The 12,617-nt window shown below is 59.1% G+C and carries 13 protein-coding genes and 1 pseudogene; 6 read left to right on the top strand and 8 right to left on the bottom strand.

Annotation, left to right across the window (positions count from 1 at the left end):
* Positions 1–3 precede the first annotated feature (3 nt).
* Positions 4–2,520, bottom strand: coding sequence for a cytochrome c oxidase subunit I (gene ctaD, locus BS630_RS34515; RefSeq protein WP_077981063.1), 2,517 nt, complete (start codon positions 2,518–2,520; stop codon positions 4–6).
* Positions 2,517–3,386: a cytochrome c oxidase subunit II gene (locus BS630_RS34510; protein ID WP_280952183.1), complete on the bottom strand. Its 870-nt coding sequence runs from the start codon at positions 3,384–3,386 to the stop codon at positions 2,517–2,519. Before BS630_RS34510 ends, ctaD begins: the two co-directional genes overlap by 4 nt.
* Positions 3,387–4,417: 1,031 nt before the next feature.
* Between BS630_RS34510 and BS630_RS34500 the strand changes: the two genes are divergently transcribed.
* Positions 4,418–4,708, top strand: a complete 291-nt coding sequence (locus BS630_RS34500; protein ID WP_077981061.1) for a DUF982 domain-containing protein — start codon at positions 4,418–4,420, stop codon at positions 4,706–4,708.
* A 733-nt stretch (positions 4,709–5,441) separates the two neighbouring features.
* Positions 5,442–5,705 (top strand): annotated as a pseudogene (locus tag BS630_RS38795) (transposase); the annotation flags it as partial.
* Here the strand turns inward: BS630_RS38795 and BS630_RS34485 are convergent.
* The gene (locus BS630_RS34485) at positions 5,702–6,529 is read right to left on the bottom strand and encodes a nickel-binding protein (protein WP_077981060.1); all 828 of its coding nucleotides are present in this window, start codon (positions 6,527–6,529) and stop codon (positions 5,702–5,704) included. The pseudogene BS630_RS38795 and the gene BS630_RS34485 overlap by 4 nt on opposite strands.
* A 436-nt stretch (positions 6,530–6,965) precedes the next feature.
* On the opposite strand from BS630_RS34485, the gene BS630_RS34480 reads away from it, so the two are divergent.
* The 3 genes from BS630_RS34480 (at position 6,966) to BS630_RS34475 (ending at position 7,767) form a co-directional block, all read left to right on the top strand.
* Entirely contained in the window at positions 6,966–7,223 is a 258-nt protein-coding gene (locus BS630_RS34480) for a DUF982 domain-containing protein (RefSeq protein WP_003539480.1), read from the top strand.
* 107 nt (positions 7,224–7,330) lie between these two features.
* A complete protein-coding gene (locus tag BS630_RS36935) occupies positions 7,331–7,501 on the top strand; it encodes a hypothetical protein (protein ID WP_162039352.1) in 171 nt (56 codons plus the stop codon).
* Positions 7,501–7,767, top strand: coding sequence for a hypothetical protein (locus BS630_RS34475; protein WP_077981059.1), 267 nt, complete (start codon positions 7,501–7,503; stop codon positions 7,765–7,767). Before BS630_RS36935 ends, BS630_RS34475 begins: the two co-directional genes overlap by 1 nt.
* A gap of 160 nt (positions 7,768–7,927) precedes the next feature.
* Here the strand turns inward: BS630_RS34475 and BS630_RS34470 are convergent, their stop codons facing one another.
* The 4 genes from BS630_RS34470 to BS630_RS34455 form a co-directional block, all read right to left on the bottom strand.
* On the bottom strand, positions 7,928–8,476 hold the full coding sequence (locus tag BS630_RS34470) for a nuclear transport factor 2 family protein (RefSeq protein WP_077981058.1): 549 nt from the start codon (positions 8,474–8,476) through the stop codon (positions 7,928–7,930).
* An 80-nt stretch (positions 8,477–8,556) separates the two neighbouring features.
* Complete coding sequence (locus tag BS630_RS34465) at positions 8,557–9,360, bottom strand: SDR family oxidoreductase (RefSeq protein ID WP_027665909.1); 804 nt, start codon at positions 9,358–9,360, stop codon at positions 8,557–8,559.
* A gap of 51 nt (positions 9,361–9,411) precedes the next feature.
* Complete coding sequence (locus BS630_RS34460) at positions 9,412–9,810, bottom strand: GlcG/HbpS family heme-binding protein (protein ID WP_077981057.1); 399 nt, start codon at positions 9,808–9,810, stop codon at positions 9,412–9,414.
* A gap of 166 nt (positions 9,811–9,976) precedes the next feature.
* On the bottom strand, positions 9,977–10,864 hold the full coding sequence (locus tag BS630_RS34455) for a helix-turn-helix transcriptional regulator (RefSeq protein WP_077981056.1): 888 nt from the start codon (positions 10,862–10,864) through the stop codon (positions 9,977–9,979).
* A 409-nt stretch (positions 10,865–11,273) separates the two neighbouring features.
* Here BS630_RS34455 and BS630_RS34445 point away from each other — a divergent pair, with 409 nt between their 5' ends.
* A complete protein-coding gene (locus BS630_RS34445; protein WP_077981054.1) occupies positions 11,274–11,750 on the top strand; it encodes a DUF2938 domain-containing protein in 477 nt (158 codons plus the stop codon).
* Positions 11,751–11,967: 217 nt separating this feature from the next.
* On the opposite strand, the gene BS630_RS34440 is transcribed toward BS630_RS34445, so the two are convergent.
* On the bottom strand, positions 11,968–12,609 hold the full coding sequence (locus BS630_RS34440; protein ID WP_003539493.1) for a ThuA domain-containing protein: 642 nt from the start codon (positions 12,607–12,609) through the stop codon (positions 11,968–11,970).
* Between the last annotated feature and the right edge of the window lie 8 nt (positions 12,610–12,617).

Here is a 12,617-nt window from a genome sequence, read left to right as displayed (position 1 = left end):
TCGTCACCTCAACTCTGGAAACAGGCCCAGCACTCCGAAGGAGGTGAGGGCAGTGATGACCAGGAAATGCCAGTAGAGCACGACATTGTGCAGATCGGCGTCATATTCCGCCGTCAGACGACCCGCAAAACTACTCGCCAGACAATAGAACTGCATGATCACGGCAACTAGGCCATGAAGGACCGTCCAGAGCACGATGACCCAGACGATCGCCGGATAGACATGCGCCGTCGGCTGCATGTCGTACAGATAGGGACCCGCTAGACCGGAGGCGCAGGCCGCAAGTGTGAGGATCGTGGAGGTGAGGAGGCAAAGGCGGACAGATGCCATCCGGCCATTCGTATTGATCGATCGCGCAAACAGCATGGCAAGCCAGGCAAGGGCAAAGAGCGCGGCCGCCATCAGGGGCCAGATCCTGCCCGGACCAGGCAATCCTGCCGTAAAATCGGGATGGATCGTCCAGTAGAAGAAATAGCCGAACATCAAGCTGGCATACGCCGTGCCGTCTCCGGCCATGGTGATGAAGACCGCCCACCAGCCGACCGAAGCCGGGCCGGAGGCATAAAGGGGAACCTGCTTGCCAAGCCCGATATCCCTGAGGTTTTGCCTTGGTATCTCGTTGGTTCCGGTCCAGAGCCAGATCAGGATGGCGACAAGTGTCACGGCGGCGCATAGCGCCGTCAAGATCCACCAATGGAAGGTCAGTGCGATGAATGCGCCGCCAAGTGCCAAAGCGGAGATTATGGTCAGAAGCGATGTGCCGCCGACCCGCAGGCATTGCAGCGGTTCGGCGTCCAGAACCGACGTCACGAGCGTTTCGCGCCGACCATCGGCCGCGTCCGGCAGATAGTACCGGCCCGCCTTGATGCCGTCGATCAGCTCCGGCTGGTCCCAGAGCGGATACCGGCTTTTGATGATCGGAATGGACCGCACGCCCCAATTTTCTTCCGGCTCGCTGATCCACTCGAGCGTTCCGGCATTCCAGGGGTTCATTTCGCCTTTCGGCTCGCGATGTTTAGGACGCAGAACATCGATGACGATGATGGTGACACCTGCGGCAAAAATGAAAGCACCGATGGTGGAGACGAGGTTCAGGAGGTTCCAGCCGACATCGGAGGGGTAGGTGAAGACCCGCCGCGGCATACCGCGCAGGCCGGTCAGGTGCATGGGGAAGAAGGCGGTGTTGAAACCGACGAACATGAGCCAGAAGGCGATCTTGCCCCATCGAGCCGAAAGTTTTTGTGCGTTCACCAGCGGATAATAATAGTAGATTCCGGCAACCACCGGAAACAGCATGCCGCCGATCATCACGTAATGGAGATGGGCGACGACGAAATAGGTGTCATGCGCCTGCCAGTCGAAGGGCGCGAGCGCCACCATGACGCCGGTCAGCCCGCCAATGATGAAGATCGCCAGTCCCCCGGCGCCAAAGAGCATGGGAAGGGAAAAGATCACCCGGCCGGCCAGCATGGTGGCGATGAAGACAAAGATCTGCACTCCGGTCGGGATTGCGACGGCCTCGGACGCTGCCGAGAAGAAGGCCAGTGAAATCTGCGGCAGGCCCGTGGTGAACATATGGTGGACCCAGAGCCCGAAGCTCAGGAACCCAGTGCCGACCGCAGCCAGCACGATCCAGGAATAGCCGACGATCGGACGCTGCGCGAAGGTCGGAACGATCATCGCCATGAGCGCGATGGCGGGCAGGAAGATGATGTAGACCTCGGGGTGGCCGAAAATCCAGAACAGATGCTGCCAGAGCAGCGGATCGCCGCCACGTGCTGCATCGAAAAAAGGCCAGTCGAACATCCGCTCCATCTCGAACAGGATGTCGCCGGCAATCAGCGGCGGAAAGGCGAAGAGGATCATGCCCGCCACGATCAGTAGGTACCAGGCAAAGAGCGGCATCATGTTGATCCGCATGCCCGGCGCCCGGCATTTCATGATGCCGACGATGAGTTCGACGGCTGCGGCGATGGAGGCGACCTCGATGAAGGAAAGGCCGAGCAGCCAGATATCCGCGCCGATACCGGAATATTGCTTGTCGGTGGCAAGCGGCGGATACATGAACCAACCCGCATTGGGCGCCGCCCCGAAAAATATCGACCCGCAGACGAACACGCCGCCGAGCGCAAAACTCCAGAAACCGAAAGCGGAAAGCCGCGGAAACGGCAACTCCCGCGCGCCGAGCATGGAGGGCAGGAGGAAGATTGCGACCGCCTCGAAGATCGGAACGGCAAACAGGAACATCATCACGGTGCCGTGCAGAGTGAAGGCCTGGTTGAAGAGATCGGCGGAGAGAAAGTCGTTGTCGGGGACTGCCAGTTGCAGGCGCATGAGCAGCGCAAGGATGCCGGCAAACAGCATGAAGATGAAGGCGGCCGATCCATACCACAGGCCGATCTGAGTGTTGTTGACCGAGGTCCAGTAACGCCAGCCTTTCGGATTGGCCCATACGCGCCGAAGTTCCGCTTCCTGCGCGGCTGATGTTTCGGCTGAGACCGAAGCGAGTGGTTCCGTCATTTGAGCCCCCCGAGATAGCGGGCAATTTCTTCGATATCATCTTCGGGAAGCATGTTGAAAGCGGGCATCTTTGCGCCCGGTTTCACCGATGAGGGTGAGCGAATAAAGCGGGCGATGTTCTCCGGCGTGTTGGCAAGCGCACCCGCGCCGATCGAGAGGCGGACGCCGATCAAGGTGAGATCCGGGGCGGTCTGGCCGGCGATCTGCAGTCCACGCAGTGAATGGCACCCCACACAGCCATGGCGCTGCAGGAGTTGTCCGCCTTCATCCGCAGCGCTTGCCTGGCCATGGGCCAGGCGGCTGCGCCAGGCGTTGTAATCGTCCTCCTCCATGACAACGACCGACAATGCCATATAGGCATGCGAGGCACCGCAAAATTCGGCGCAAGGGGCACGATAGCTGCCGGTGCGCGTTGGCGTCAGCGTGAGGAAATTGGTCCGGCCCGGAATCATGTCCATCTTGCCGCCCAGCGCCGGAATCCAGAAGGAATGAATAACGTCGGTCGCTTTGAGGGAAAAAGTCGCCGGTCGGCCGACGGGCAGGCGAATTTCGTTGGCGGTCTCGAAAGCAGGCTGGTCACCGACGGCCGGATAGCGAATACGCCACCAGAACTGCTCCCCCGTCACCTCGATCGCCCCATCCTTTGCTGCAAGCAGGTTCCAAGGCCGTATCGCCGGCATCAGCCAGACTGCGTAGCCGAGCAAAAGCAGAAGGACGACAGTCGGAAACGCAACACCACCCCAGGCAATGAGCGCGCCGGCCTTCTCCGCCGGCCATGCTTCCCGTCGATGGCGCGCAGCGTGAAGGAGCAGGAAGGTTACGCCGGCCCAAATCGAAATGCCGCCAATAACCATGACGACGAACAGCCGATAGACCGCCTCCGATTCCTCGCCGGCGGAACTAAGCGCGGACTGCTGACCGCTGCAACCCCCAAGAACGAGTGCACTGAAAGGAACAAGACATCGCAGGATTGTCGGTCTCCCTTTCCTCCAATGCTCAAGATCTCCGACGACCGAAAATTCCTTTGGCGAAACAGCCGGTTCGGCCTTCTCGAAACCTGTCAGGAGGCGTTGGCGGATCAATCGCGTTTCGTGAAGCGTTTTCAACCAGGCGCGTGCTCCGGCTTCCCCTCGTCCATACGATCGCCGGGAGAAGAAGACGCGGTTGAGCCGCCGCATGCCATCAGCACGTCTGCAATCAGCGGAAGCCGAAGAAACTCAAAATCGCGAGCACGATAACGACAGCGCCGACAAGCCAGATCAAATTGTTCATGGGAAACCGTTCTCCTGTTTAAGGGTCGGGCCATTGTGACCCGATCATCTAACGGTGAGGCAGGGCTTGGAGTTCCCAACCGGTCCAATTGCTGCAGCGTGCCGCCCAATTTCCGGCTCTATGCCTTTCAATAACTACACGAGCGAGCATTGCTGGGTCTGAACCCATCCGCACATGCCGGGTTTACCGATGTGTTCCGCTGATACTGAAAATCCTGGTGATCCTGCCTTGCAGGCGACGTGCAGGAAGACGCGAACGCGGACACACCGATCAGCACTCCCGCTACCAATGGAAAAAATCGGTTCATCTGAACGTCTCCTCACAAGCTTGTCATGGTCGCAATCTACCATGCCAACGCGAGCCTATACGAAAACTTCTTGCCTGCTAGATCACGCTCACCTGAGCCGAAACATTCGCGCGATTGATCAATCAATCTATAATCGTGATGCGTCGCGGCCTCAGCCGATGACTAAATTCACGTAAGTCTAAGCTGATCGGGCTATTCCGTCGCTATGGAAGTAGTTCCGCGACGTTAATAGTCAAGCGGGCGCGATTTCGACTTGAATAGATTGCGGTTTTTGAGTAAAATTACACCATAAAAAAGTAATATAAATGGGAGGATACTATGTCGTCAACTCGGTTTGATCCGATTCTGCTTCATCGTCAACATTTCATCGACGAGATCACGTGCCTCGATGAAATCTTCGATTTTCTCGACGAGTGGCCGGAGGACAAACGGGGTTTGGCATATGAAACGCTGTTGAAGGCGTGCAGAGATACGGCCAACGGGCGTTTCCCGCTGAGCGCTGCACGCGAGAATTTCCGGCGCTTTCTGAAGATGTCGGGCGTGCTTGCCAAAGTCGAGGGTGGTCCAAGGTTCGACGGACTGATGAATCATCAAATTAGTAATGCTTAATCAGATATGGCTGCTGGGGGGCCGCCTGCATGGCAGGCGAGGGCGCGCCGCGACATCAGTTGCGGCGCGTTCTGGTTTCGGTACCTACAGATCGGATGATCGCCTATTTCTTGGCCACAAAGCGCCGGGCAAGCCCTGCCAAGAGGCAGCCGGCTATTCGGGTGTCGGATCCAGCAGATATTGGGCCGAGAACTCATAAATTGAGTAGAATCGGTCATGCAAGTCGGCTAATCGCAGTCCATGCTCAAGTTTGTCAAACTACAACTCGGCCAAGATTGGGTGGCCGAACCAAATGCGCCAGAGCCCCAGGTTTCAGTTGAGGGCTCCTCCGTCAAAGTCCGTTTCCGCTCGTATAGGCCCGTGCACGAAAAAAAGCCGACGGGTATTCTCAGGGCGTTGAGCCTGTTTTCGAAGACCCGTCCGCAATTTGATGAGACATGGGGCACTTTGAGATTTGTGGGTTGCAGCCGCTGGCGCTGGGACAGCACCAATGATCATGAATGGTATTAGGTAGACGGCCATGGTCGCTACAGCGGTGTGGCTCCTCGTTGGGGCGAGTTCTATGAGCTAGTCGGTCTCGACCCCGACCGCGATGCCGTGTCTTGGGAAAAGATCGGGACAGACACCGTTAGCTCTCGGCATTTCCTATATTATTTTCGCGATGAAACGCTTGAGTTCATGGCCGAAGAATGGTCGTTCATCCCCAATCTGACGGCCTAAATCGGCGCTCGTTGCCTACGACGCCGTTTGGCTCCGCGCGAAGGTGAGAACCAAGCGTTCTTGGGCAAACATTCCGCCAAAATCCAACCGGAAGATAACGCTCGTCTTCAGCCCATAGTTATACAAAAAGCGGAACCTCATTGAGCGATTCTTCAGTAAACTGAAATGTTTCCGACGGATTGCAACCCGCTACGACAAACTCGGCATGAATTTTCTTGCTATGACCAAGCTGGCTTGTGTTCGTCTCACTCTCCGCCATAACGAGTCCACGGCCTAGTTTACGCCCGCACTCGCCCACTCGCATCGGAAGACCAGCATAGGCTTCGAAAATCCCTTGAACCGTCGGCGCGTCGCGTGAGCGAAGAGATCGGCGGCGCCGTATTCCCGAAAAATATTCTCCGAGACGAGGATCTGGTCGCTGGAGGCTGCCGCACAGAGACGCGCGGCAAGTTGCACGGTCGAGCCGAAGAGGTCGTTGCTGTCCTCGACCGGTTCGCCGCAATCCACTCCGATGCGGATATGGAGAGGCTCGGAGTTTCCGCCGTTGTAACGTTCGAATTCCCGCTGGATCGCCATGGCGCATGCGACCGCTGCCGTTGTCGCGGCGAAGGTCGCCATGATGCCGTCGCCGGTGTGTTTCACTTCTCGGCCTGAATTCTGGCTGAGGCATCTGCGCACGATAGCGTCATGAGCCCTGACCATTTCGGTTGCAATGCGGTCGCCGAGGCGCGATGTCATTGCTGTCGATCCGACGATGTCGGTAAAGAGGATTGCCCGGTGGCCGGGATCGACGTCGCTGGATGACTGTCCAGGCGCCGGCTCAGGATCGTGAATTCGGCCAAGAAAAGCTTCGACCGCCGATAAGGCGACCTCGACGACCTCGCCGGCGACGAAACCGTGCGCCTCTCGATGCACGCATTGCGCCGTTTCCGCATCCGGCGCATCCACGAGGCAGAAGGCGGTACCGCGCCGCTGGTCGAACCAGTAGGTCAAGAACTTGACGCCGTATTTGTCCTGAATGTCGAGATCCATGCGATGCGCCCGGGCAACGTCGGCGGCTGTGGTTCCTTCAAGAAAGTGCCGGTCCATGAAAATAGGCATCGCGCTCCTCCCAGATCCGCGTGCAGATAGATTTGGATTGTACGACCCGGATGAAACTCCGTCCACCTCTGGTACAATCCATTAATGATTAGAGAGCGTCCTGCGTCGCGCAAAGCATATGAGTTGCTGTAATTCTTATAGAGTATAAAAGGAAAGACTGAGACGTAATCAGCGGGCGCGGGACTGGGAGCCCGATATTTACCATAATCGCTCGCTTAAAGACTGATCGGAGGGCCTCAGTTCAAGCTCCGTGTTCTCAAACCGGGCCGGCTGCAGGGATCTGGAGTGGACGAAGGGGAGCGTCTACACTGCGAGCATCGCTGACCAAGATCGAATCCCGTGAAGCCGCACTTCGGCTGGTGACGCGGCCTACCAACGGCATGCAAATTGCATCGTACCCATGAGCTCCACCGAAATTGGGAAAAGCTGTAGCAAAGTGAAACAGACGGCACATTTTCGACCGGTTGGCTTGGCCTCAATGGGGCTCGGCCATTACGCCGTTATTAACTCTGTGTGGGACGCCGCGCGCACGCTCCTGCGCGACTGGCCCGTAGACGACGGCGAAGAGTATTTCGAGGCCGTCAAGTCGTGCCTGGATGCGATTATCGGCGATCTCCCGCCGGAACACGTTCGGGCGGCCTTCATCAGGGCGGCACAGGAGGCGGGCATTGCCGTCATAGAAGCAGCGGACTGAATACTCTCCGCGCTTCCCACCCATCCTCAAAGCCATATTTGTCCCGACGCTTGACTTTTCTTGCCGAAGTTCTAACTTAGAACAAAACAGGAACATTGGAGATGATCATGACGCATACGGAACAGGTGATCGCCAACGCCCTCGCGCTTGTCGAAGCATCCCGCGCAGCCCGCGAGCGGGATCAACAGCGTCGTGCCGCCTGGCAGAGAAAGGTCGAACTCAGCCGGCCGCTGCCGCCGTTGCCGCGCCCTGTTCAATTGCCGTTGGCGCTGAACTGATGCAGCCGGTAAAAGCCTTGGAACCCCATCGGGCACGCCCCGAACAAACTGGACCTGGTCAAGCTTGGCCGGATCAAAGCTGGCCCGATCAAGCTTGGGAAGTCGAAGCCGTGCTTGCCTGGCATGACGACAATGCCAAGGCGGCGATACGCTCGCTGCTCGATGACTGCAAACATCTCCGCCAGCAATTGGCGCTGGCGGAAAGAGTGATGAGCCGCGGGATGGCCCGCGGATGGGCGCCGCGATACGAGCGCGACGCCCTTTGACGGTCGACCTTCGCCAAGGATGTTGAGCCGGTCAAATAACGGAGCCGGCAACAGGCGTCAGTCGCCTGCCGCCCCGATCCTGCGGTTGAATCCCGGGAAGCCGGCTGGTGGCCAGCAGGTTGTCCGCCGCGCGACCTTGAAACGGTAAGTTTGGTTCTGGCTAGTCGGCCGGCGTTACACGGGTCCAAAACGCGTTGAACACGACCGAATCGAAGAAGGCCGAGGCGCGGACGATACGGCCGTCGCGCATGTCGAGGAACCAGGCATAAGTGTTGGCGTAGGGCTCCCCGTCGCGGGCGATGCCGCGGGCATCGAAAAAGACGATCACAGTGTCGCCGTCGGCATAGACGTTGCGGATCGCGGGCTTCAGCGGCGCCTTCATGCGGGCGTTAAACGGGCGGATCACTTCGCGCAAGAACGCCTCGCGACTGGAATAGGTCTTCGATGCCAACGAATAGCCCTCGATCGTCCAGCGGGCGTCGTCAGCGAGGAGGTCATAAGGGCTGCCTGTGCCGGCCGCCCACGCTTCAAAGCCGGCCTCGACAGTCGTCTTGTTGCGGCGTTCAGTCTCGGTCAGCGTCTGCGGTGCGGCACGCACTTCCATCCCACCCAGAGCCAGTATGGTGGCGGCGATGCCGAGGGCAGCGTTGAAGATGCGGCGGACTAAGGGTGCCGGGCTGCGGACAGTTGCGGTTGCGATGATGGACATGGTTTCCTCCAAGGATCGGTTTGGTGGCGCGACACCGCTGGCCGGGTGTCACTTGCAGAGCTCGCCGCCAAAAATTCTGCTTAGATCTGGTTTTCCCAGGCTTTCAGCTGATGCTCCTTCAGCATGTCCTCGACGACCTTCGGTACCACGTTGCGGAACCTGCCGGTGTCGGCCGGGACGACGTCGATCATACGGTCGATCATTTCCTTCGGGTCCATCTTACCTTCGGGGGTGGCGAAGAAATCGTCGAAGCCCTTGCGCAGATCTGCGCGCTTGGTGAAGTTCTTGCTGTCGTCCAGCCAGCGGAACGGATTGTCGGCCATGGTCTCATTGTAGCCGGTGTAGTAGGCGCCCGGATTGATCGTCTGGATCTTGATGCCATAAGGGGCGAGTTCCTGCTGCAGCGCTTCGGCGATCGATTCCAAAGCGTGCTTGGTGGAGACATAGGTGCCCCAGTTGGCCGGAGTGAAGAGGCCGCCCATGGAGGACGTAAAAACAACCTTGCCCTTCTTGCGTTCGCGCACCCATTTCTGGACGACGCCCTGGGTCAGCACCAGCGGCAGGAAGACATTGACTTCGTAGTTCTTGCGAACGAGCTCGATCGGAATTTCCCAAACCGGACCGGCTTCGCCCATGCCGGCATTGTTCCAGAGCACGTCAAAGTCCCAGCCCTGCGCCTGCTTGATGTCATAGGCGTCGGTGAGGTCGAGACGCTCGACTCGAACGTTCTTCAGTCCGAGGGCGGAGACCTCCTCACGCAGCGGAGTGACCTGCGACGAAACCTGTGTGGTCGCGATAATGCTGTGGCCGTTCTTGGCCATGCCAATGGCGGCAGCCTTGCCGAAGCCGGAGCCTGCACCAGTGATCAAAATGGTCTTGGTCATGCGACATTCCTTTCGATACTTTAGGGTTGGTCAAAAGCAAGGGTTGGCACGTCACGCGACGGCTGCAGCGGCTGCCTTCGCGATTTCCAGATCCTGCGGAACCGCTCCGCCGGAAACGCCAACGGCGCCGATCACCGTGCCGTCGTGGGCAAAAAGCGAGATGCCACCGGGAAAGGGAGCCAGGCCGCCGTTGGATAATTCGAGGGCATGGGCGGGAGCGCCGGGCTTGCAATATTCCCAGACGGCCTCGCTTGTGGTTTGAAACAATACGGCCGTCCGGGCTTTGCCCATAGCAAGGTCGATCGAGCCGAGCACGGCGCCGTCCATTCGGCTGAACGCCTTGAGATGGGCTCCGGCGTCCAGGACCGTGATATTGACCGGCACGCCGATTACTTTAGCCCGCGCCTCGCCTGCGGCGATGATCTTGCGCGCTTCGTCAATGGTAATCATCTCCCTGCCTCCTTTTTCGTTCGAGGATGAGTGCTCCCCGTTCGATAAGACAGGTGTAGGCCGGAAATGGTTTTGCGGTATTTTCAGCTCTTGCTGCGCTATGCGCAAATCTTGCGCTCCGGCGTGCGTGCACAAACGTCGAACTCTGTCCGACAGGCGGAAACCGCTAACCGGTGACGAGTGCGCGGTATTGGCCGGGCGTCAAGCCGGTCATCTTGCGGAAGACGCGCGTGAAATTCGCCTGCGAGCCGAAGCCGGTATCGAGCGCGATCTCCACGAGCGAGGATCCCGCAAGCCGCAGCTTTTCCTTGGCCGCCTCGATCCGTCGCTCGGTGACGTAGCGATGCGGGGTCAGGCCGGTGGCCTTGCGAAACATACGGGCAAAATAAAAGGGGCTAAGGCAGGCCTCGGCAGCAAGGTCATTCAGCGAGATCTCTGCGGCGATGCGGGCTTCGATGAAATCGAAGACGCGTTGCAGCCTTTTTGGATCGATGGTCGGGACCCGCACGGCAGGATGCCACCGACCAGACGAATAGGTGCCGAGCAGGTGCGCCACCAGCGCCATCTGAATGCCGTCGAGGAAGAGTCGATCGGTCGGCTCCAGGCTTCTGTTCAACAAACCGCGAAAGAGTTGGCCGATATGCAGCACCATGGGATCGGGGACGCCGCCCGCATAGGCGAGCTGCACCTTGGCCGGGTCGATGTCAAAGTTCGAAAGCGCGCTCTCACCGACGAGCGACGGCGGCAGGAAGATGTGCAGGGACTCGGGCATGGTGCCGATGATTTCTACATCGCTCTCATGGACACCCGCCGGACATATCCAGGCGACACCGGGGCGAGCGATGGCCTCCTGCCTGTGACCGTCACCGGTCCACCTGATCTTCGACTGACCCGAGAGCAGGACGGCTATTTCCGTGCATTCGAGTGTAAGGTCGACTTGCCAGCCCGGATCGAAACGCCTGAGCTCGACCTGCAGCGACGAGCATTCAACGAGCCCGCCCACTCGCTCGCTGGTCCGATACTTTCTGTCCCCTTGCGATTCCACGAAAGTCATGTCGCATCCACGCCGTGACGATAGATATAAATTCGAATTGTTCAGTCTCGGCGGGTCAATCACGGCCGCCACGCCACTGTCAATCTGCAATCATCCTTGATGTATTAAATGAATAGCTTCCAGGCGCGCCGCGTTGCTGTCAGGAGCCTGGGTATTACGATCAGGATTTTGGCTAAATTTCAGGGGAGCGCAAGTCTTATGGAACAAAAGCGAGACCGCAGCCCCTTGTGCCTTCAGTCAATTCACGCCTGCACTGACGCCTTTGCGGATGACCGAGCGCCGACGAGGGCAGGGACCCTCCTCCGGGGAAAAACTGGAGTTGAGGCGATGAACTGGTGGCAGTCTTGCGCAGGCGCGCCCGCAATGGTTTGGTAGCGTCCTGCATTCGCAACACTTCCGGTGATTCCCGATGTTCGATATTCTATTGCGTGGTCTGGCGCTCGGCGCCGGCGCAACAATCCTGATGGACCTCTGGGCAATCGTGCTCACCCAGCTCGGCCAGGCGGCCCCAAACTGGGCACCTGTGGGTCGCTGGTTCTGGCACCTCGGCCGGGGCAAGGTTTTTCACGAGAGCATCGCCGATGCCGAACCCTATAACAACGAACTGGCGCTCGGCTGGATCAGCCATTACGCTGTCGGCATCCTCTATGGGGTGATCTTCGCCATCATCATGGGCTCGGCCTGGCTGGCGGCCCCGACATTTCTTCCCGCCTGGATCTTCGGCATCATCACCGTCGGGGCAGGGTGGTTCCTGTTGCAGCCCGGCCTCGGCATCGGCTGGGCCGCCTCCAAACATCCGACGCCGAACAAGGTGCGGTGCTTCAATCTGCTGGCCCATACGGTTTTTGCGCTGGGGCTCTACGGGACGGCATTGATCATCGGCTGAGACCAGCCAAAACCCCTCCCCAACCCCTCCCCACAAGGGGGAGGGCCTAATATGCCGCGCCGCTTGCGATAACCTCCATCGTAATAATCCGTAGAACGGTCACAGCGAGCAAGCGCTCGCCTTTTGTCGCTGGCGCGGGCCGCAGTTTAGCCCCTCCCCCTTGTGGGGGGGGTGGGGAGGGGGCCTTCTTGGATCCCCTCGAAACAGACAGCCTAGCCTACCGCGCCGCCCAGTTGGCGCCGCGGCGGAAGATGGTCTTCATCTGGGGAACGTCGAATTCCTTGGCCTGATGGCCGAGCGAGGAATAGAACACCCGGCCCTTGCCGTATTTCCGCTTCCAGACGACGGGCATGACGACTCCGTCGATCCAGTAGGCGTGTTCGCCGGTGAACTTGGTCGTCGCCAGAACCTCGTTCGAGGGGTCGACATGCATATAATATTGCTCTGAGGTATAGGGGAAATCGGCAATACCCTCCATGAGCGGATCGTCGGGACGGGTGATGTTGACGGTATAGTCGATGATGTTGCCGGGGTGAGCCACCCACTGGCCGCCGATGATGAACTGGTAGTCGACGGAGTCGCGGAAGGCATCGCCCGCGCCGCCGTGATAGCCGGCGATACCGACTCCGCTTTCGATCGCGGTCGCGAGGTTCTTGACCTCTTCCTTCTCGATCTTCGACATCGTCATGATTGGCACGACGAGGCTGAGATCATGGACGGAAGGATCGGCAAGCGCCTCGGTGCCGTGCTCGAGATAGACCTTGAAGCCGTCTTCCTCGAGCATGGTCTTGATGATTTCGGCGCACTCCTGCGGCTCATGCCCGCTCCAGCCGCCCCAGACGATCAGTGCTTCACGCATAGTCTTTC

This window comes from Rhizobium laguerreae (genome assembly GCF_002008165.1).
In the GTDB taxonomy this organism is placed as follows: Bacteria; Pseudomonadota; Alphaproteobacteria; order Rhizobiales; family Rhizobiaceae; genus Rhizobium; species Rhizobium laguerreae.
This window is presented reverse-complemented; position numbering and strand designations above follow the sequence as displayed.

What these genes read in the sequence shown, in the direction of transcription:
- ctaD (WP_077981063.1), bottom strand. Translation starts at nt 2,520, where the DNA reads ATGACGGAACCACTCGCTTCGGTCTCAGCCGAAACATCAGCCGCGCAG.
- BS630_RS34500 (WP_077981061.1), top strand. Translation starts at nt 4,418, where the DNA reads ATGTCGTCAACTCGGTTTGATCCGATTCTGCTTCATCGTCAACATTTC.
- BS630_RS34485 (WP_077981060.1), bottom strand. Translation starts at nt 6,529, where the DNA reads ATGCCTATTTTCATGGACCGGCACTTTCTTGAAGGAACCACAGCCGCC.
- BS630_RS36935 (WP_162039352.1), top strand. Translation starts at nt 7,331, where the DNA reads ATGACGCATACGGAACAGGTGATCGCCAACGCCCTCGCGCTTGTCGAA.
- BS630_RS34475 (WP_077981059.1), top strand. Translation starts at nt 7,501, where the DNA reads ATGCAGCCGGTAAAAGCCTTGGAACCCCATCGGGCACGCCCCGAACAA.
- BS630_RS34470 (WP_077981058.1), bottom strand. Translation starts at nt 8,476, where the DNA reads ATGTCCATCATCGCAACCGCAACTGTCCGCAGCCCGGCACCCTTAGTC.
- BS630_RS34465 (WP_027665909.1), bottom strand. Translation starts at nt 9,360, where the DNA reads ATGACCAAGACCATTTTGATCACTGGTGCAGGCTCCGGCTTCGGCAAG.
- BS630_RS34460 (WP_077981057.1), bottom strand. Translation starts at nt 9,810, where the DNA reads ATGATTACCATTGACGAAGCGCGCAAGATCATCGCCGCAGGCGAGGCG.
- BS630_RS34455 (WP_077981056.1), bottom strand. Translation starts at nt 10,864, where the DNA reads ATGACTTTCGTGGAATCGCAAGGGGACAGAAAGTATCGGACCAGCGAG.
- BS630_RS34445 (WP_077981054.1), top strand. Translation starts at nt 11,274, where the DNA reads ATGTTCGATATTCTATTGCGTGGTCTGGCGCTCGGCGCCGGCGCAACA.
- BS630_RS34440 (WP_003539493.1), bottom strand. Translation starts at nt 12,609, where the DNA reads ATGCGTGAAGCACTGATCGTCTGGGGCGGCTGGAGCGGGCATGAGCCG.